This is a genomic window from Micromonospora krabiensis, assembly GCF_900091425.1.
GTDB lineage: Bacteria > Actinomycetota > Actinomycetes > Mycobacteriales > Micromonosporaceae > Micromonospora > Micromonospora krabiensis.
On record NZ_LT598496.1, the window covers coordinates 2,667,235 to 2,685,602 of the forward strand.

The 18,368-nt window shown below is 73.7% G+C and carries 19 protein-coding genes; 8 read left to right on the forward strand and 11 right to left on the reverse strand.

Going from position 1 to position 18,368, the window contains the following annotated elements; translation table 11 throughout:
- Positions 1 to 15: 15 nt before the first annotated feature.
- Positions 16 to 1,149, reverse strand: a complete 1,134-nt coding sequence (gene corA / locus GA0070620_RS11810; RefSeq protein WP_091598591.1) for a magnesium/cobalt transporter CorA — start codon at positions 1,147 to 1,149, stop codon at positions 16 to 18.
- A gap of 72 nt (positions 1,150 to 1,221) precedes the next feature.
- Positions 1,222 to 2,256 (reverse strand): extracellular catalytic domain type 2 short-chain-length polyhydroxyalkanoate depolymerase, encoded by a 1,035-nt coding sequence (locus GA0070620_RS11815; protein ID WP_091590019.1) that lies wholly within the window; start codon positions 2,254 to 2,256, stop codon positions 1,222 to 1,224.
- 221 nt (positions 2,257 to 2,477) lie between these two features.
- On the opposite strand from GA0070620_RS11815, the gene GA0070620_RS11820 reads away from it, so the two are divergent.
- The 5 genes from GA0070620_RS11820 to GA0070620_RS11840 all read left to right on the forward strand — a co-directional run bounded on the left by GA0070620_RS11820 (position 2,478) and on the right by GA0070620_RS11840 (position 6,686).
- Positions 2,478 to 2,666 (forward strand): hypothetical protein, encoded by a 189-nt coding sequence (locus tag GA0070620_RS11820; RefSeq protein WP_091590022.1) that lies wholly within the window; start codon positions 2,478 to 2,480, stop codon positions 2,664 to 2,666.
- Entirely contained in the window at positions 2,663 to 4,000 is a 1,338-nt protein-coding gene (locus GA0070620_RS11825; RefSeq protein ID WP_091590024.1) for a low temperature requirement protein A, read from the forward strand. Before GA0070620_RS11820 ends, GA0070620_RS11825 begins: the two co-directional genes overlap by 4 nt.
- 82 nt (positions 4,001 to 4,082) lie before the next feature.
- Positions 4,083 to 4,733, forward strand: a complete 651-nt coding sequence (locus tag GA0070620_RS11830; protein WP_091590027.1) for an acyl-CoA-like ligand-binding transcription factor — start codon at positions 4,083 to 4,085, stop codon at positions 4,731 to 4,733.
- Positions 4,734 to 4,741: 8 nt separating this feature from the next.
- The gene (locus GA0070620_RS11835; protein WP_091590030.1) at positions 4,742 to 6,331 is read left to right on the forward strand and encodes an MDR family MFS transporter; all 1,590 of its coding nucleotides are present in this window, start codon (positions 4,742 to 4,744) and stop codon (positions 6,329 to 6,331) included.
- Positions 6,332 to 6,479: 148 nt separating this feature from the next.
- Positions 6,480 to 6,686, forward strand: a complete 207-nt coding sequence (locus GA0070620_RS11840; protein WP_091590032.1) for a hypothetical protein — start codon at positions 6,480 to 6,482, stop codon at positions 6,684 to 6,686.
- A 285-nt stretch (positions 6,687 to 6,971) separates the two neighbouring features.
- On the opposite strand, the gene GA0070620_RS11845 is transcribed toward GA0070620_RS11840, so the two are convergent.
- Complete coding sequence (locus GA0070620_RS11845; RefSeq protein ID WP_157741596.1) at positions 6,972 to 7,358, reverse strand: ATP-binding protein; 387 nt, start codon at positions 7,356 to 7,358, stop codon at positions 6,972 to 6,974.
- 175 nt (positions 7,359 to 7,533) lie between these two features.
- Between GA0070620_RS11845 and GA0070620_RS32645 the strand changes: the two genes are divergently transcribed.
- From GA0070620_RS32645 to GA0070620_RS11860, 3 genes are all read left to right on the forward strand, one after another.
- Positions 7,534 to 7,851 (forward strand): STAS domain-containing protein, encoded by a 318-nt coding sequence (locus GA0070620_RS32645; protein ID WP_157741597.1) that lies wholly within the window; start codon positions 7,534 to 7,536, stop codon positions 7,849 to 7,851.
- A 75-nt stretch (positions 7,852 to 7,926) separates the two neighbouring features.
- Positions 7,927 to 9,156, forward strand: coding sequence for a PP2C family protein-serine/threonine phosphatase (locus GA0070620_RS11855; RefSeq protein WP_231922336.1), 1,230 nt, complete (start codon positions 7,927 to 7,929; stop codon positions 9,154 to 9,156).
- 120 nt (positions 9,157 to 9,276) lie between these two features.
- Positions 9,277 to 9,678 carry a DUF2267 domain-containing protein gene (locus tag GA0070620_RS11860; protein ID WP_091590039.1) on the forward strand — a complete coding sequence of 134 codons (402 nt, stop codon included), beginning with the start codon at positions 9,277 to 9,279 and terminating at the stop codon, positions 9,676 to 9,678.
- 25 nt (positions 9,679 to 9,703) lie between these two features.
- Here the strand turns inward: GA0070620_RS11860 and GA0070620_RS11865 are convergent, their stop codons facing one another.
- Genes GA0070620_RS11865 through GA0070620_RS11900 form a run of 8 tightly spaced genes read right to left on the reverse strand, consistent with a single transcriptional unit; the run spans position 9,704 to position 18,368 of the window.
- Positions 9,704 to 10,234, reverse strand: a complete 531-nt coding sequence (locus GA0070620_RS11865) for a hypothetical protein (RefSeq protein ID WP_091590042.1) — start codon at positions 10,232 to 10,234, stop codon at positions 9,704 to 9,706.
- Between the two features lie 16 nt (positions 10,235 to 10,250).
- Positions 10,251 to 11,081: a hypothetical protein gene (locus tag GA0070620_RS11870; RefSeq protein ID WP_091590045.1), complete on the reverse strand. Its 831-nt coding sequence runs from the start codon at positions 11,079 to 11,081 to the stop codon at positions 10,251 to 10,253.
- A 26-nt stretch (positions 11,082 to 11,107) separates the two neighbouring features.
- Positions 11,108 to 12,349, reverse strand: a complete 1,242-nt coding sequence (locus GA0070620_RS11875; protein ID WP_091590048.1) for an MCE family protein — start codon at positions 12,347 to 12,349, stop codon at positions 11,108 to 11,110.
- Positions 12,346 to 13,797: an MCE family protein gene (locus GA0070620_RS11880; RefSeq protein ID WP_091590050.1), complete on the reverse strand. Its 1,452-nt coding sequence runs from the start codon at positions 13,795 to 13,797 to the stop codon at positions 12,346 to 12,348. Before GA0070620_RS11880 ends, GA0070620_RS11875 begins: the two co-directional genes overlap by 4 nt.
- Positions 13,794 to 15,044 (reverse strand): MCE family protein, encoded by a 1,251-nt coding sequence (locus GA0070620_RS11885; RefSeq protein WP_091590053.1) that lies wholly within the window; start codon positions 15,042 to 15,044, stop codon positions 13,794 to 13,796. The genes GA0070620_RS11880 and GA0070620_RS11885 overlap by 4 nt, the downstream gene beginning before the upstream one ends.
- Entirely contained in the window at positions 15,044 to 16,024 is a 981-nt protein-coding gene (locus GA0070620_RS11890) for an MCE family protein (RefSeq protein ID WP_091590056.1), read from the reverse strand. The genes GA0070620_RS11885 and GA0070620_RS11890 overlap by 1 nt, the downstream gene beginning before the upstream one ends.
- Positions 16,021 to 17,055: an MCE family protein gene (locus tag GA0070620_RS11895; protein ID WP_091590059.1), complete on the reverse strand. Its 1,035-nt coding sequence runs from the start codon at positions 17,053 to 17,055 to the stop codon at positions 16,021 to 16,023. The genes GA0070620_RS11890 and GA0070620_RS11895 overlap by 4 nt, the downstream gene beginning before the upstream one ends.
- Positions 17,052 to 18,368, reverse strand: coding sequence for an MCE family protein (locus tag GA0070620_RS11900; protein ID WP_091590061.1), 1,317 nt, complete (start codon positions 18,366 to 18,368; stop codon positions 17,052 to 17,054). The genes GA0070620_RS11895 and GA0070620_RS11900 overlap by 4 nt, the downstream gene beginning before the upstream one ends.

Genomic DNA, 18,368 nt, shown 5'->3' on the forward strand with positions numbered 1-18,368 from the left:
CGGCGGACCCGCCGCTCAGAGCCAGCCGCGGCGCTTGAAGACCAGGTACAGGCTGCCGCAGACGAGCGCCATCAGGGCGACCGCGAACCCGTAGCCGTACCGCCAGTGCAGCTCGGGCATGTGGACGAAGTTCATGCCGTAGACCGTGCCGATCAGGGTGGGTGCGAACAGGATCGCGGCCCAGGCCGAGATCTTCTTCAGCTCCTCGTTCTGGGCGTAGCTCGCCGCGGTCAGGCTGCGCATCTCCTCGTTCTGCTGCTGCGAGACGAGCGTGGCGTTGACGGCCAGGATGTTCTGCAACAGGTGCCGGAAGCTGTCCACCCGCTCCACGACCTGCGTCAGGTGGTCGGTCACGTCGCGCAGGTAGCGCTGCAGCTCCTCGTCCGTGCCGTACTTGCCCGAGCCGGCGGCGAGCGCGGCGAGTACGCCGAGTAGGGGGCGGGCGGCCCGCTGGAACTGGATGACCTCGCGGCTGAGCTCGTAGATGCGCCGGCTGGCGTTCGGGTCGCCGCCGAAGACCTCGGTCTCGATCTCGTCGATGTCGTTCTCCAACCCGGCGACCACCGGGGCGTACCCGTCGACGACCTGGTCGAGGATCGCGTAGAGCACCGCCTGCGGCCCGCGGGCGAGCATCTCCGGCTCGGCCTCCATCCGCGCCCGGACGGCGGCCAGGTCGGGCGCCTCGCCGTGCCGGACGGTGACGACGAAGCCGGGACCGATGAACAGGTGGACCTCGCTGAAATCGACCTCCTCGCGGACGTCGACGTAGCGGGCCGCCCGCAGCACCACGAACAGGGTGTCACCGAAGCGCTCCAGCTTGGGTCGCTGGTGGGCGTTGATCGCGTCCTCGACGGCCAGGTCGTGGAGGCGGAACTCCCGGGCGAGGGACACGATCTGGTCGCGGTCCGGGCGGTACAGCCCGATCCAGGCCATCGCCTCGGTCAGTTCCTGGAGGCACCGGTACGTGTCGGCGAGGGTGGACGGCGACGCGTACCGGTATCCCCGGCTGTAGACGGCGCTGTCGACGAGGCCGCTCGGCATCGACGCGGGAGTCTCCGGCCGCCGGCCGCCGAGGCCGGTCTCGGGTTCGTCGAGCTGGCGCCCGAAGCCACCCTCCGGATGGGGGTCTCCACCGGAACCGACGACCATCCGCACCCCCAACCGCCCCGCCCGCCCCGAGCCTGGCCCGCATCCCCCGGTGGGCCGACCCGAAACCCCGGGTCAGCCGTCCACGCGGCGGACCATGTTCATGATCGTTTCGAGCTGGGCGCCGCCCTTGATCGGGTAGTTCGTCGCGCCCAGGTAGCCCCACCAGTCCCAGCACCCGTTCGGGTTCGCGGCCGAGGTGGTGGCCTGCGGGTAGAGCACGATCATGTTGTTGGTGTCCGCGTACTGGTTGAGGTTGGCACGGTCGACGAAGGCGGTGCCGACCTTGCCGTACCCCTGGAGGCACCCGTGCAGCGCCACCAGCAGCCGGCAGGACTGGCCGGCGGCGCACGGCGCCGGGACGTAGGCGAAGCCGGACGTGTCCATGCTGATGCCGTTGGCCCAGCCGCCCACCGCGAACGTGTTCTGCGCGAAGCGGATCATCGTGCCGCGCAGCGGGCCGGTGTTCGGTGCCGCCACCGAGCCGAGGAGCTTGCGGAGGAAGGCGTTCTGTGGATCGGTACCGCAGTCGTTGAGGTACGGCGCGGCGGTCACACCGCACCCGCCCGTCCCGTACGGGGTGACCCAGGCGTGGCCGGCGGACGAGCCGCTGTCGTACTGGACGCTGGCGCCGAAGCGCTGGTGGTAGCGCACGAGGTCGTCGGTGACGGACTTCTTCACCGTGGTGTCCGAGTTGCCGTGGTACACGTACGCCGGACGCGAGGCGAGGTTGCTCACCGGGTCGATCCAGCCATACGACGCCCAGGTCCGCGTGTAGGTCTCCAGATTGGCGAGGTAGGTGGGGTAGATGTTGTCACCGCAGGCGTAGAGCGCCTGGGTGACGGTGTTCTGCGCGCAGTAGTAGGGGCCGGCGGCGAAGACGGCCGACCCGCGGATCCGCCCGGAGTAGGCCACCTGGAGCTGGGTGGCGAGGTACCCGCCGGAGGAGACCCCGGCGACGTAGACGGCGGAGACGTTGTAGGTGCTCAGCGAGCCGGCGACCGGCGGCACGGTGTACGGCGTGCCGGCGGCGTGCGCCGGGCTCACCGGGGGCACGGCCAGCAGCACGCCGACGACGGCGGCGGCCAGCGCCTTCCACGGAACTCTCATGATGCGACTCCTGGTGGTGGACGCCGGTGGCGCCGGCGTGCGCCGACGGTACCGAGACATGCATCACAGTCCATATGAGCGCCGGCCACACAACCAGCCGCTCCGGGGTGTCGCCGGCCGCCGTCCGGCCGGCGCGGGCCGCGTGTCGGCGCGCCGGCCACGGGTAAGCGGGAGCGCGCCCGCGGACCGCCGGGGCGTCGCAGAGCGCCGGGAGGCCACCGATGTCACAGGGTTCCGACGAGCCGCCTCGGCCGGCCCGGGACGACTCGGAGCGGGCGAAGCACCGCGCGGCGGAGCAGCTCGTCGAGCGCTACGGCGACGTCCTGGGCGGCGAGGACGACCTGGCCGACGAGGACGCCCGGGTCCCCGACACGGCCGTCACGGAGAAGGGGGCCGAGGAGCCGCCGTGACCGGCCGCCCAGAACGCCGCGCCGCGGACGCGTCCGGTCAGCCGACCGTACGACGGGGTCGCGGCCTGCGGCCGGTCACCGGGCAGACACGGGTCACGGTCGAGGAGATCTTCTTCGACGTGGTGTTCGTGTTCGCGTTCATCCAGGTCACCACGCTGATGACGGCGGAGGCCGGGGCCCTCGGCGTGCTGCACGGGCTGCTGGTCCTGACCCTGATGTGGTGGTCCTGGTCGCTCTTCGCCTGGCTCGGCAACCGGGTACGGTGCGACTTCGGCCTGTCCCGGCTGGTGCTGCTGGCCGCCACGCCGGTGATGTTCACGCTCGCCGTCAGCACCCGGGAGGCGTTCGCCGACCTTCCCGGCGGGGTCTACACGCCGCTGGTCTTCGTCGCCAGCTTCGTCGTCCTGCGCCTGCTCTACCTGGCGCTGCGTCTCTACGCCACGCCGTCGCTCGGGGGGCGGGAGCGCGTCGCGCTCATCGGGCCGATGCTGGTCGCGACGCTCCTGTTGCTGCTCGCGGCGGCGCTGCCCCGCTCCGGCCTCGGCGAGCGGACGGTCGAGGTCGGGCAGGTGCTGCTCTGGACGGTCGCGGTCGGCGTGGACTACGGGGTCGGCCTCGCCGTGAAGCTCTCCCAGCGAGCGGTCTTCTCGGTGCGGCACTGGACGGAGCGGCACGGCCTGATCGTCATCGTGGCCCTGGGCGAGGTGCTGGTGGCGGTCGGCATCGCGGGGTCGGACGTGCCCACCACGGCCGGACTGCTCCTGGCCTCGGTGCTCGCCGTCGTGGTCGCCGGGGCGCTGGGCTGGATCTACTTCGACCTCTCCGCGCTGGTCGGCGAGTACGCGCTGCGGGACGCCGACCCGGCCCGGCGGGTGACCCTCGCCCGCGACGCCTACAGCTATCTGCACCTGCCCCTGATCGTCGGGGTCATCCTGCTGGCCGTCGGGCTGAAGCACACGCCGTCGCTGGTCGTCGCCTCCCAGTCCTACCGGGAGGGCGACCCGCTCGACCAGGTGGGCCGGTACGCGATGTACGGCGGTGTCGCGCTGTACCTGGTGGCGCACGCCGCCTTCCAGTTGCGCCTGAGCCGCCTCGTCGTCGCGGTCGTGTGGCCCCGCCTGCTCGCGGCGACGGCCCTGCTCGCGATGTTGCCGCTCACCGGCCGGATCGCGGCCCTCCGTTCCCTGGTGTGGCTCGCGGTGATCTGTGTCGTCACCGCCATGGTGGAGTTCATGGTCAGTCGGAGGCAGCGACGCGGCCTGCGGCAGGCGCTCGCCGAGGAGATCGAGGGCGGACGCCCCGACGGGCCGGGTCCGCTCGGCGCCCCGCACTGACGCGGCCGGGGCCCCCGTTAGCCTTCTCACTTCAGACCGTGAAACTTTGCACGTCCTGCAAGATCGCTCCTAGAGTGTCGCGGTGACCGTCGCCAGCGCCTCCCCCGCCACGGGCGGCCTGCGCGATCGCAAGAAGCTGCAGACCCGCCGTGCGCTGGCCACCGCCGCGCTGCGCCTCGTGGCCGAGCGCGGCCTCGACCACGTGACCGTCGACGAGATCAGCGCCGCCGCCGGCGTCTCGTCCCGGACGTTCTTCAACTACTTCCCGAGCAAGGACGACGCCCTCATCGGCGACCAGGGGCTCGACGGCGCCCGGTTCGTGGCCCGTTTCGAGTCGGTGCCCCCGGAGACACCCGCGCTCACCGCGATCCGGACGGCCCTCGCCGACGTTATCGAGGAGATGCAGGCCGACCGCGAACTGTGGCTGCTGCGCATGGACGTGATCACGCGCAACCCCGCCCTGCTGCCGCGCCTGGCCTCGGTGGGCGCCGAGACGGAACGCGCGATGACCGAGGTCATCGCCGCCCGGGTGGGCGTGCCCCCGGACCACGGCTTCCCGTCCCTGCTCACCGCCGTCACCGGCGCCGCCCTCCGCACCGCGATGGTCCGTTGGGCCGCCGCGGGCGGCGCCCGGTCCCTGCCCGACCTCGTCGGCGAGGCGTTCGACGCGCTCGCCGCCGGCCTGCCGGATCCCGGCCCCACGCCCCTTCACCAGTCCCGCACCACGAGTTAAGGAAGCCGATGTCCGCACCAACCGTGCCCGCCGACGCCACCGAGGGTGGCGCGGCCCGCATGTCCCCCCGGGAGGTCCTTCAGGCCCTCTCCGGCCTCATGGTCGGCATGTTCGTGTCAATCCTCGCGTCCACGGTCGTGGCGAACGCGCTGCCGCGCATCATCGCCGACCTCCACGGGAGCCAGACGGTCTACACCTGGATCGTCACGACCGAACTGCTGGCCATGACGGCGACCGTGCCGCTGTGGGGCAAGATGGCCGACCTCTACAGCAAGAAACTGCTCATCCAGTCGTCCCTGGGCCTGTTCGTCCTCGGGTCGCTCATCGCCGGCCTCACCCCCAACGTCGAGGTCCTGCTGCTCAGCCGGATCGTGCAGGGCGTCGGGGCGGGCGGCATGACCGCCCTGGCCACCATCGTCATGGCCGCCATGATCCCGCCACGCGAACTCGGACGGTACGCCGGCATCTTCGGCGCCGTCTTCGGCGTCGGCACCATCGCCGGGCCGCTGATCGGCGGCGTGCTGGTCGACACCTCCTGGCTCGGCTGGCGCTGGTGCTTCCTGATCGGCGTCCCGTTCTCGATCCTGTCGATCATCCTGCTCCAGCGGACCCTGCACCTGCCCGTCGTACGCCGGCAGGTCCGCATCGACTGGCTCGGCGCCGCGCTGATCACCACCGGCGTCTCGGTGCTGCTGGTCTGCTCCTCGCTCGCCGGCAGCAAGTTCGCCTGGGCGTCCGGGTGGACGGCGTTGATGGTCGCCGGCGGTGTCGCGCTGTTGGCGGTCGCGGTCTTCGTCGAGTCGCGGGCCGCCGAGCCGATCATCCCGCTGGACATCTTCCGCAACCGGACGGTCTCGCTGGCCACCGTCGCGAGCGTGCTGGTCGGTGTGGCCATGTTCGGCGGCACCGTCTTCCTGTCCCAGTACTTCCAGATCTCGCTCGGCAAGTCGCCGACCGTGGCGGGCCTCATGAGCCTGCCGATGATCTTCGGCCTGCTCGTGTCGTCGACCGTGGCCGGCCAGCTCATCACGAAGTACGGCCGCTGGAAGATGTTCCTGGTCGCCGGCGGCGCCATCATGACCGTCGGCATGGTGCTGCTGGGCACCATCGACGCCGGCACCAGCGTGGTCCTGCTGTCGGTCTACATGGCCGTGCTGGGCATCGGGGTCGGCATGCTCATGCAGAACCTGGTGCTGGCGGCGCAGAACGACGTACCCGCCCACGAGTTGGGGGCGGCGACCTCGGTCCTGACGTTCTTCCGGAGCATGGGCGGCGCGATCGGGGTGAGCGCCCTCGGCGCCGTCCTGGCCAACCGGGTCACCCACCTGATGACCGAGAAGCTCGGCCCGGCCGCGGCCGGCGGCGGCTCGTCGGCCGCGGTTCCGGACCTGTCCGTCCTGCCCGAGCCGGTGCTGCGCATCGTCCAGGACGTCTACGGCAGCGCCACCGCCGAGCTGTTCCTGATCGGCGCCCCCGTGGCGCTGCTCGCGATGGTCGTGGTCCTGTTCATCCGCGAGAAGCCGCTGCACACGATGAGCGGCGACGAGCGGCGGGCGCAGGAGGAGGCGGCCGCGCAGGTCGCGGGCGCGGCGCACTGACGACCCGCTGATACGGGGTCCCGCGGCGCCGGCACCGCGCCGCGGGACCCGCACCCTTCTGCGGCCCGGACCGCACACGCCCCGGACCTAGGCTCGACGACGCGGGAACGTCCCCCGTTCCCACCGTCACCCGGAGAGGAGCGTCGTCGTGCACGTTCTGTGGTCGTCCACCACCCCACCCGCACCGCCCCGTCCGACGCCGGCCCGCACCATCCCGGTCCGCAAGCTGGCCCTGGCCGGCGTGGCGGTCGCGGTCGGGCTGGCCGCACGCCAGGACCCGGAGCTGACCAGTCAGCTCCTCCTCGGGCTGGTGACCTTCACCGCCCTGGACCGCCTGGACGCCGCGATCCGCTGACCCGGTGCCCGGGCGATCTCCGCCGCCCGGGCCCGGTATCAGGGTCCCGCGCGGCCCGCGTACGCCGGTCGAGGTCGTCACCGACGACCTGTCCTTGCCGGATGGCCCCGGTCCTCCGCCGGTGCGGAGCGCCACGGCGCCGAGAGCTGGATCCACCTGGAGATCGGGCACGAACCGCGCTCTCGCGCGGGAGGACGGCCCGGAAGAACCGGGCGGCGAGCCGTCGAGGACCGGCGCGAGCTCGACGCCGGCGACCGGCGGCGGGCCCGGCGGACGACGACCTCGTCAGGTTCCTGATGTGACGTCCGGCCCGGCGGTGGCGCTCAGGGTGACGACGGTCCCGGTGGTGGAGGTGTCGATGGTGACGTCGTCGCAGAGCTGCTGGACGAGCCAGAGCCCTCGGCCGCCGAGCGTCTGCGGGGTCGGCAGGTGCGGTGTGATGTGAGCGGGGATCCCGCCGCCCTCGTCGCGGACCGCGACCGTGACCCGGCCGGGGCCGGCGACCACGGTGACTTCGGCGCTGCCGCCGCCGTGCTGGATCGCGTTGATCACGGCTTCGTTCACCGCGATGGTGAACTGCTCCGCGTCCTGCGCGGTGAGGCCGGCGCCGAGCGCCGCGTCGGTCACCCGGTGCCGGATCTCCGCGACGGCGGGAGCCGTGACACCGCGCACGGTCGCCGACGCCCGGCGTGTCTCCGGTTGGTCGGCTGATGTCACATCCACAACGTCCTCACCGCCGGAGCCTAACCGTCGCCGGCAGGTCACGCCGCAGACCACGCGACTGCCGGTGCCTCACTATAGAGTCAGCAGGTCCGTCCCGCTCGGGAGCCGCGAGGAGGAGGTCGTCGTGCCGCTGACGCTGTCCAGTCGCCGCGCCGACGGGGCCGTCACGGTCGCCGTCGGCGGCGAGGTCGACCTCTCCAACGCCCAGGACCTGGCGGACGAGATCACCGCCGCCGTCGAGAGCGACGCCACCGAGATCATTGTCGATCTGGGCGAGGTGACGTTCCTGGACTCCGCCGGCATCAACGTGCTGCTCAAGGGCCGACGGATCGCCGACGACCGCGGTCGGACCTACCGGGTGACGGAGGCGCGAGGTATGGTCCGTCAACTCCTGCGGATGACCGGGGTGTGGGAGCACCTGTCCCGCACGGCCGGCGGGTAGCTCGGTGCGGCGGACGTGGGAGCCGTCCCACAACGTCGGCGTCGGCCCGTCCCGCCGGTCGAGGATGCGATGGTGATGAACGGCGAGGTGTCCCGGACCGGCAGCGCGGAGAAGCTGCGCCGGCTCCAGAGCGTGACCGATGCCGCCCTCTCCCAGCTCGGCCTGGAGGACCTGCTCGCCGAGCTGCTGGAGCGCACCCGCGACCTGCTGCGGGCCGACACGGCCGTCGTCCTGCTCCTCGACCAGACCGGCACGGAACTCGTCGCCACCGCCGCGAGCGGCCTCGAAGAGGAGGTGCAGCAGGGGGTCCGACTGCCGGTCGGCAAGGGCTTCGCCGGGTCGGTCGCGGCCCGGGCCGAGCCGATCATCATCGAGAAGGTGGACCACACCAAGGTCATCAACCCGATCCTGCTCTCCCGCGGCGTGGCCTCCGTCCTCGGCGTGCCGATGCTCAGCGGCTCCCAGGTCATCGGGGTGCTGCACGTCGGCACGCTCAACCCGCGCCGGTTCACCCCCGACGACGTCGAGCTGCTGCAACTGGTCGCGGACCGGGCCAGCCTGGCGACCCGCGCCCGGCTCTCCCGGCTGGACCGCGCCGCCGCGGTCGCCCTGCAACGCAGCCTGCTGCCCGCCCGGCCCCGGGCGGTGGCCGGGCTGGACGTGGCCGCCCGCTACGTCCCGGGCACCGCCGTCGGCGTCGGTGGCGACTGGTACGACCTGTTCGCCCTGCCGTCGGGGCACATCGGCGTCGCCATCGGCGACGTGGCCGGAAACGGGCTCCAGGCGGCCGTCGTGATGGGACGGATCCGCAGCGCGCTGCGGGCGTACGCGCTGGAGACCGACGACCCGGCCGAGGTGCTCACCCGCCTCGACCGCAAGATGCAGCTCTTCGAGCCGGACGTGATGGCCACCGTCCTCTACGCCGTCCTGGACCCGGACCACCACGGTCTCTCGATGTCCAGCGCCGGGCACCTGTCACCGATCGTGACGACACCGGGTGAGCCGGGCCGACTCCTGACGGTCCCCCCGGATCTGCCCCTCGGCGCCTACCGCAACGCCGCCCGGCGCATCACGCGCACCACCCTCGACCCGGAGAGCTGCCTCTTCCTCTACACCGACGGGCTCATCGAACGGCGGACCCGCCCACTGGACGAGGGGGTCGAGCTCCTCCGCTCGGCCTTGACCAGTGCACCGGCCGACACGACGTGCACCACCGCGATGGCGGCGATGCTCACCGACGCGGCCGCCACCGACGACGTGGCGGTGCTCGCCGTCCGTCGCGCGGCCCCGTCGGCGGCGGCCTGACCGCCGGGGTCGTACGGCTCCGCCTGTCCGGATCCCGGTCGCGGCGTCGGCGCGCGCCGTTTGCCGCCACGGCAGACGGGTAGACGGCGCCGCTAGCCGTCGCAGAGAGGGGCCGCGAAGGTGGACAACAGCGAGTTCATCGACTCGGTGGCGCAGCGCCTGCGCATCTCGCCGGAACGGGCGACCGCGATCACGCGCGCCACGCTCACCACGCTGGCCGAGCGGATCGAGAGCGGGGAGGCGAAGGACCTCGCCGCGCAGCTCCCCGAGGAGCTGAGCGGGTACGCGTACGGGCCGCCCGGCGAGACCGGGCGGTTCAGCTTCACGTCGTTCCTCAACCAGGTCGGTGGCCGGGCGGAGCTGGACGGCGCGCAGACCCGGGACGGCGTACGGGCGGTGTTCGACACCTTGCGCGAGGCGCTGCCGCCGGGCGCGTACGACGACATCATCACCCAGCTGCCCGCCGAGTTCTGGCAGCTCACCGACTCGGCGGGGCGCTACGACGGACCGTCGCCCGGCTGACCGCGACGGGCCGGGTGGCGGGTGCTCAGATCGCGGTGGCCTGGGACACCTTCCACTCGCCGTCGACCGGCACCAGCGTGAGCACCACCCGGTTCTGGTCCACCTTCTCCCCCGCCGTGCTGACGTTGCGCCGGTACTGGTTGAGGTAGACCAGCAACTCCACCCGGTCCGCCTCGGCGCTGACCACGCCGGTCGCGGACACCTCGGCCAGCACGACGGCCTGCTGCTTAGCGGCCGTCTCCTTCAGCGTCGCGGTCGTCTTCGCGTACTCGTCGGCGAAGGCGCCGGTGGCGAAGGTCCGGCCGTTGGCGACGCTGTCGTCGAACGTGCGGTAGTCGTACGAGAAGATCGCCTTCGCGGCGGCGGGCGCGGTCGCGAGGGCCTGCCGCACGGCGGCGTCACGCCGGCCGGCGGCGTGGTCGCCGTACCAGCCGACGGCGGCGACCACGGCCGCGAGCGCCGTCACGACGGTGAGCGCGGGCAGCAGCGGAACCCGCCAACGGGAGCGGCCGGAGCGGGCGGCGCGGGTGCGCCGCCGGAACGTCGGGACACGCATCGGGGACCTCCTCCGGTCAGCCGACGAACTGGAGCTTCGCCACGAGCCAGTCGCCCGATCCCTCGTCGCGCACCAGGTCCAGTTGGATCCGGTAGTGCGACGGGCGGCCCTCAGGCGCCTTGACGTTCTTGACGGTGGCGTCGACGGCGACCAGCACCACCGCCCGCCGACGGTCGCCGGAGACCAGCCCGGCGCGCAGCACGCTGCCCTGCGAGTCGACCTTGTTCTCCACCACCGCGGTCCGGACCTGCGCCTGCCCCCGGGTGAACTCCTCCTTGAAGTCGCCGGTCGCGCCGGTGGTGATCCGTTGCAGGTCACGGTCCACGCTGGCCGCACTCACCGACACGAAGTTGACGCTGGCCTGCTTTCCGGCCGCCAGCGCGGCCTGGCGGGCCTGCTCGGTGGCGCGGTCGACGTACCAGCGGTGCCCGTACACGCCCGCGCCGGCCAGAGCGGCGGCGAGCAGCACCACGAGCAGGCCCGCCAGGGCCCGCCGCCGACCCGGACCGGCCGGCTCCCCGGCGCGCCGGCCACCGTCGGCGACGCCGTCCTCCTCCCCGGACCGCGGGCCACGGTCCTCCGCGCCGCGCTCCTCCCCGGGCGCCGCCGGCGGCCTGTCGGGCTCCGGCAGGTCCTCGACCTCGGCCGGGTCACCGACCACGGTCAGATCGGCGGCCTCCGTCGGGTCCTCCACCGGCTCCTGGTCGAGCCGATGGAGGACCTCCTCGATCCGGGTCGCCGGGGCGGTCACCGGTCGGGCCACGACGCGGCGCCGCACCGGCCGTCCCGGCGCACCCGCCTTCGCCCCCCGGATCACCTTGAGCGTGCGTTCCCTGCGGATCGGCACACCGTCACCTTCCTCTCCCGCGCCGGTCACGGAGTCACCCCGGCGAGCAGCAGTTGCTTCCACGACTGGTCCCCGGCCGTCCGGTACTGCCCGCCGGTGCCGCCGAACTGCAACGGCCGGCCGTCCGAGCCGAGCACCAGACCGGTCGCCGGGTCGTAGCCGCCGGGCGCGGCCGGTGCCGTCCCGGACGGCGGGGGCGCCGGTTCCCGCCCACCCGGGCGCGGCGCGTTCCCGGCTCCCCGGACGTTGCCGCCGGCGGCCCGCTCCCGGTCGTCGCACCGGGTGCTCCCGCCCGAGTACACACAGGACGGCGGGTCACTGACGTTGAGCACCAGACCGAGGTGGGCGGTGCCGTCGCCGGGGGTGACGGTGAAGCCGCCGGCCACGGCGATCGGGTACGTGACCAGCAGCTGCTCGATCCCCGGCAGCCGGCGGGCGGCGATCCCGTTGACGGTCACCAGGTTGCCGAGCAGGGTCCCCACGGTCGGCTCCAGGCCGCGCAGCAGCGCCCGCAGCTCGGCGCCGGCCGGTGGCCCGTCGGCGAGCAGCCGCCGCAGGTCCGGGTCGGCGGAGCGGACCGTGGCGGCCAGCGCCGCGAGCCCCGCCGACCAACGGCGCAACGCCTCGGCCGACTCGGCCTGGGTGGTCAGCACGGTCCGCCCGTCGCGGATCAACGCCAGCGTCTCCGGCAGCCGGGCGGTGGCGTCGGTGAGCAGGGCGTCACCGGCGTCGAGGATCCGGGCGAGGGCCTGCTCGTTGCCCTCGAACGCGGCACCCAGCTCGTCGACCACCACGGCCAGGTCGTCCGGGTCCACCGACCGGACCAGCGCGTCCAGGTTGGTCAGCAGCGTCTCCGGGGCGAGCGGCACACCGGTCCGGTCGGCCGGGATCACCGCGCCGTCGGCCAGGTAGGGCGGGCCGTCGCGCTCCGGGCGCAGGTCCATGTACTGCTCGCCGACGGCCGAGCGTTGGGTGACCACGGCCCGCAGCGCGTCGGGCACCCGCACACCCCGGTCGAGGCGCAGCCGCGCGCGGACCCCGTCGTCGCGCAACTCCACCGCGGTGACCCGACCCACCGGCACGCCCCGGTAGGTGACCGGCGCGTTGGCGAAGATGCCGCCGGCGCGGGTCAGGTCGACGTGGACGACGTACCCGCCGCCGAGCAGCCGGTCGCCGAGCCCGACGTAGCGGACCCCCACGTACCCGATGCCGAGCACGCTCACCAGCACGAACGCGAGGACCTGGAGTTTCGCCGTCCGTCCGATCATTCCCGCACCCCCGTCCCCAGCAGGTCGCCGAGGTCGCCGATGAGCCCGTCCACCGCGCCGGTGATCGGGAGGATGCACGGCGCGGTGAGGACCGTGCCGGGCAGCAGCTCCGTCCCGGCGGGGAACACCGTGCCCGGCGGCACCAGGGCCTTGGGCAGGAGCAGCCCGCCCAGGGGCACCGGCGAGCCGGGCTTGAGTAGCTCGCAGCCCTTGGGCAGCAGGCACTCGACGGGCGGCTTCCAGATGGCCGGGAAGTCGTCGAGGTCGGGCAGGCACTCGGCGAGCGGCGGCAGCGGAGTCGCCGGGCGGTCCCCCGTGCCGCCCCCGGGCCGCGGTCGCGTGCCGCCGCCCCCGGCGGACGGCGGCTTCGTCCGGCCGGGGGTGGCGGGGCCGGTCGACGGGTGGGCCGGCGGTGGCGCGGCGGCGACGAGGTTGGCCAGGATGCCGGCCGCGTCCAGGTCGGCGGTGATGGCGAGGTTGACGAAGTCGCCGACGATCGCGCCCGTGACGTTCGGCGGGAACGGGAACGACAACATGAAGTCCAGCGACTTCGGCAGGTCGTCCCCGGCCCGGGCCAGCTGCTCCAGAATCGGTTGCAGCGCCCGTACGCTCGCGAGGGTGTCGTCCCGGCTGCGGGTGACCACCCGGCTGCCGACCCGCCCCAGCTCGCCGAGCGCGGTGAGCGCGTCGGTGAGCTGGGCCCGCTGGTCGGCGAGCACCGTCAGGCCCGGCGCGAGGGAGTCCAGCGCCTCACCGACGATCTCCCGTTGCCGGCCGAGCCGGTCGGTCAGGCGGTCCAGGGCGTCGATGGCCCGCACCAGGTCGGCCTTCTGCCGCTCCAGCCCGCCGACGAACGTGTCGAGCTGGCGCAGCGCGTCGCGGACGGCCGGCTCCCGCCCGTCCAGCGCCTGGCCGAGCTCGGTGGTGATGGTCCGCACCTGGGCCAGCCCGCCGCCGTTGAGCAGCAGGCCGAGCGCGGCCAGCACCTCCTCGACCTCGGCGCCGCGCCGGGTGCGGGACAGCGGGATGACGTCGCCGTCGCCCAGCCGTTCGCTCGCGGCCCCGGTCGGCGGCGCGGCCACCGTCACGTACTTCTCGCCGAGCAGGCTGCTCTGCCGTACGGCGGCGGTCGCGTTGGCCGGCAGCGTCACCGCCCGGTCGAGGCGCAGCCGGACGCGGGCGGTCCAGCCGGCCAACGAGATCTTCTCCACGCTGCCCACGGTCACGTCGTCGACCTTGACGGCGGCCTGCGGGACCAGGTCGAGGACGTCGGTGAACTCGGCGGTGACCGTGTAGCCGTCGCCGGCCGGGGCGCCGCCGGGCAGCGGCAGGTCGGCCAGCTCGGGCAGGCCGCACCCGGTGGGGAGCAGCAGCACGGCGACCGCGCCGGCCAGCGCGCGCCGCACCCGGGCGCCGACCGGCGGGGTCGCCGTGCGCGGCCCGCTCATGCCACACCCCGCAGGATGCCGCCGAGGGTCAGGTCGCGGGTGGTGTCGGAGCCGCCCGGCGCCCCGTCCGGGCCCGTCCCACCGGAGGAGCCGACCGGAGGAGTTGCCGGTGGGGTCGGGCCGGTCGCCGGGGCGCCGGGCGGCAGCTTGAGGAGGGCACGGAGCTGGTCGGTCAGGGGCAGCTTGCGGGCCCGCAGGGTCTGGGCGAGCGCCGTGCAGGTCTCCGGCACCTCGGCGCGGGGAAGCTGGTCCACGATGAGCGAGCAGACGAAACCGGCCGGGTCGTACGGGCCCAGCACGTTGTCCCGGGTGTCCAGGGTGCCGGAGCGGGGGTTGTAGGCGAGGGCGAGGTTGTTCACGGTCAGCGGCGCCACGTCGAGGATGTCGATGACGGCCTTCTGCTGCCGCACGAGCACGCCGGTGACGTCGGCGAGCGCGGCCACGTTGCCGGTCAGCTCGTCGCGGTTGCTCCGCACGAACGCGGTGACCTCGGCGAGTGCCGCCGCGAGGTTGCGCAGCGCGGCGGCCAGTTCGTCGCGTTCACCGGCGAGTTGCTGGGCGACGTCGGCGAGCTGCTGGGAGAAGCCGCGCACCTGCTGGTCGCTGCGGGCGAGGGCGGTGGTGAACCGTTGCAGGTTGGCCACCGACCCGAACAGGTCCTGCCGCCCGTCGGCGAGCGTGCCGAGGGCCCGGGACAGTCCGTCCAAGGTGGTGTGCAGGTCGTCACCGTTGCCGTCGAGGTTGGCCCGCCCGGTGGCGAGCAGGTCGCTGAGCGCGCCGTCGGCGTTGGCGCCCGGCGGCCCGAGGGCCCGGTTGATCTCGTCGAGCGACCGGTAGATGTCGTCGATCTCCATGGGCGCGGCGGTGCGGCCGACCGGGATCTCGGCGCCGTCGGGCAGCGCCGCGCCGCCGGTGAAGGCGGGGGTGAGCTGCACGTACCGGTCGCTGACCACGCTGGGCGGGACGATCAGCGCCTGGGCGTCGGCGGGGACGCGCACCTCCGGGTCGTAGCGCATGGTCACCCGCACCACGGAGCCCTGCGGGGTCACTGCCTCGACCTCGCCGACCCGCACCCCGAGGACACGCACGTCGGAGCCGGGATAGACCCCGACCGCCCGGGTGAAGAAGGCGTCCACCCGCCGCTGCTCCGGGTCGTGGCGCCACAGCACGAGGCCGGCGGCGAGGGCGGTCAGCAGCACGGTGGCGGCGGCGAGGGGGCGGCGCCAGCGTCGGATCGGACCGGGCATCAGCGTCCTCCCGTCGGCACGTACGGCTGGAGCAGTCCGCTCACGTACGAGTCGAACCAGCGGCCGTTGCCGACCACGTTGGCGAAGGCGGTCACGAAGGGCGCCATCCGCCGTACGGTCTGCTCAAGCTCGTCGCGGTTGCGTTGCAGGACGGCGACGACGTCGCGCAGCTTGTGCAGCGCCGGTTCGAGCTGCGCGCGGTTGTCGGCGACCAGCCCGGACAGCTCGGTGGCCAGCTCGTCGGTGCCGACCAGCAGCCGGTGGATCGCGTCGCGGCGGCGGCTGACCTCGGCCAGCAGCGCCTCGCCGTCGGCGACCAGCTTGCGGAACTCCTCGTCCCGGGTGGCGAGCACGTCGGTGACCTGACGGGCCCGGTCGAGCAGCGACCGCAGCTCGGCGTCCCGCTCGGCGACGGTCCTCGACAGTCGAGAGAGGCCGACCAGGGAGGAGTTGACGCTGCCCGGGGTGTCGGCGAACGTCTCGCTGAGGGTGCGGAACGCGTCGGCGAGCTGGTCGGTGTCGACGTGGTCGAGCGTGTCGGCCAACCCGGTGACCGCCTGCACGACGTCGAACGGCGCGGCGGTGCGGTCCAGCGGGATCCGGGCGCCCTCCGGCAGCCGGTCCGGCCCGGCCGGGGCCAGCGCGAGGTACTTCTGGCCGAGAACCGTCTTGATGCGGATCGTGGCGCCGGTGTCCCGGCCGAGCCGTACGCCGTCGTCGTCGACCCGGAACCGCACCCGCACGTACGGCTGGGGGCCCCGGGCCAGCTCCACCGCGGTCACCGCGCCGACCCGGACGCCGACGACCCGGACCTCGTTGCCGGTGGCGAGGCCGCTGGCGTCGGAGAAGGCCGCCTCGTACGACCGCCCGGTGAGGGCGGCCAGCCGGTCGAGTTGGAACGCGCCGAGCAGGGTCGCGACGATCACGGCCAGCCCGACCGCGCCGACGGCGGCCGGGTTGCGTTCGCGGAACGGTCTCACTGGCTTCCTCCGGTGGCGCAGCGGGCGGCCGGGGCACTCAGGGTCGCCGGGTTGAGCGGGGCGTGGCCGGCGACGGCGACCCGCCCGTCGAAGTCGCAGAGGTAGAAGTTGAACCAGGAGCCGTAGGAGGCGACCCGGGTCAGCGACTCGTACCGCTCGGGCAGCCGGCCGAGGGTGCCGTCGATGACGGCGGCGTTGCGGTCGAGGGTGCCGGCGAGGTCGCCGAGGGCCCGGACGTCGGCGGCGAGCGACGGCCGCGCGTCGTGCAGCAGCCCGGCGGTCACGTCGGTGAGTTCGCCGAGGTTGGTCAGCGCGTCACCGATGGCGGTGCGGTCCGCGGCGAGGCCGGAGACGAACTGCTGCAGCTCGCTGATCGTCCGGTCGAGTTCGGCGTCCCGGCCGGCGAGCGTGGCGAGCACCTCGTTGAGGTTGGTCACCACCCGGCCGATGACGGCGTCCCGGTCGGCGAGGGTGTTGGTCAGCGAGGCGGTGCGTTCCAGCAGGCTGGTCACCGTGCCGCCCTCGCCCTGGAACACCTGGATGATCTCGTACGCGAGCTTGTTGACGTCCTGCGGGCTGAGCGCGGTGAACAGGGGCCGGAACCCGTTGAACAGGGTGGTGAGGTCGAGCGCCGGCGTGGTCTGCGCGAGCGGGATCAGGCCGTCCGGTCGCAGCGGACGGCCGTCCCCCGGCCCCTCGGTCAGCGCCAGGTAGCGCTGGCCCACCAGGTTCCGGTAGCGGATCTTGGCTCGGACGCTGGTGGCCAGTGGCAGGTCGTCGGTGACCGTGAACGCGACCTCGGCGACGGTGTCGTCGACGACCCGGATGTCCTTCACCTTGCCGACCCGGACGCCGGCCACCCGGACGTCGTCGCCGGGGAGCAGCCCGGTCACGTCGGTGAACCGGGCCCGGTAGGTGTCGCCGCCGGGCGGGAAGGCGCCGAGGGTCTGGGCGAGCAGCGCCGTGAGCAGCATCGTCACCGCGGCGAAGGTGAGCAGCTTGACCAGTGACGCGGTGCTCCTGCCGGTCATCGGGCGTTCACCACCCCACCGCGCAGCAGCGGCCCCCAGAGCAGGACCGCGATGTCCGGCACCTCCGCCGGCAGGACGCCGGTGAGCGCGCCGACGAGCGGCTTGACCAGGGAGCGCTCCTCGCCGGTGGCGGCCTGTCCCATCTCGGCGGGGACGCCGTCGCCGGTGGGCACGGCGGTTCCCGCCGGCTGTTTCGCGGGCGCCGCCGGCACCCCGACCGGCAGCAGCGGCCGGGGCCGCTCACCGGAGTAGTCGTAGCCGTCGTCGACCGGGTGCTCGGGCGCCGGCACCTTCGGGTGCGGCAGGCCCAGACACCGGGGGCCGTTCTTCGCGCCGTACACCGGCTCGTCGCGGCCCGGCTCGTAGGCGCCGCCGTCCCGGGTCACCTCGAGGGTGATGTGCATCCGCCCGCCGGCGAAGACCTCCTCGACCCGCGGTTGCAGCGCGACCAGGCCGGTCATCAGGCACGGGTACTCGGGGGCGTACGTGGCGAGCAGCTCCAGCACCGGCCGGCTCACCGCGCCGAGCCGGATGAGCTGGTCGCCGTGCCGGTCCAGGAAGCCCTCGGCCGTCTCGGCGGTGCCGGTGGTGTCGGCGAGGAACGCGGCGAGCTGGGTGCGCTGGTCGGTGACCGTACGGGCGGTGACCGTGACGTCCCGCAGCAGGGCGAGCAGGTCCGGCAGCACGGCGTCGTAGCTGTCCAGCACGGTGGCGAGCCGCCGCACGTCCTCGGCGATGGTGGGCATCGCCGGATTGAGTTCCCGCAGGTACGCGCCCAGCCGCTCGACGTTCGCCCCCAGCCGCTCCCCACGCCCGTCGAGCGCGGCGGCGAGCGCGCCGAGCGTCGCGGCGAGCTGGTCGGGGCGGATCGACTGGAGCAGCGGCAACGCCTCGTCGAGCACCCGCTCCAGCTCGACCGCGGTGCTGCTGCGGTCCTGGTCGATGACGGCGCCGTCCCGGATCGGCCCGGCGCCGCCGCCCGCGGGCGGGACCAGCTCGACGTAGCGCTCCCCGAAGAGCGTCTTCGGCAGCAGGCGCGCGGTCACGTCGGCGGGGATCCGGCCGGTGCGCTCCGGGTCCAGGGCCAGGCGGAGCACGGCGCCGTCGCCGCCGCTGCGCACCGAGCGCACCTCGCCGACCGGCACGCCGCGCACCTTGACGTCGGCGCCCTCGGTGAGTTGGAGGCCGGCGCGGTCGGCGTGCAGCGTCACCCACGCGACCGGGGTGAACGCCTTGCGGTAGTGCAGCACAGAGCCGGTCAGCGCCGCCGTCAGGACGACGACGAAGGCGATGCCGAGGAGCCGTTGTCTCAT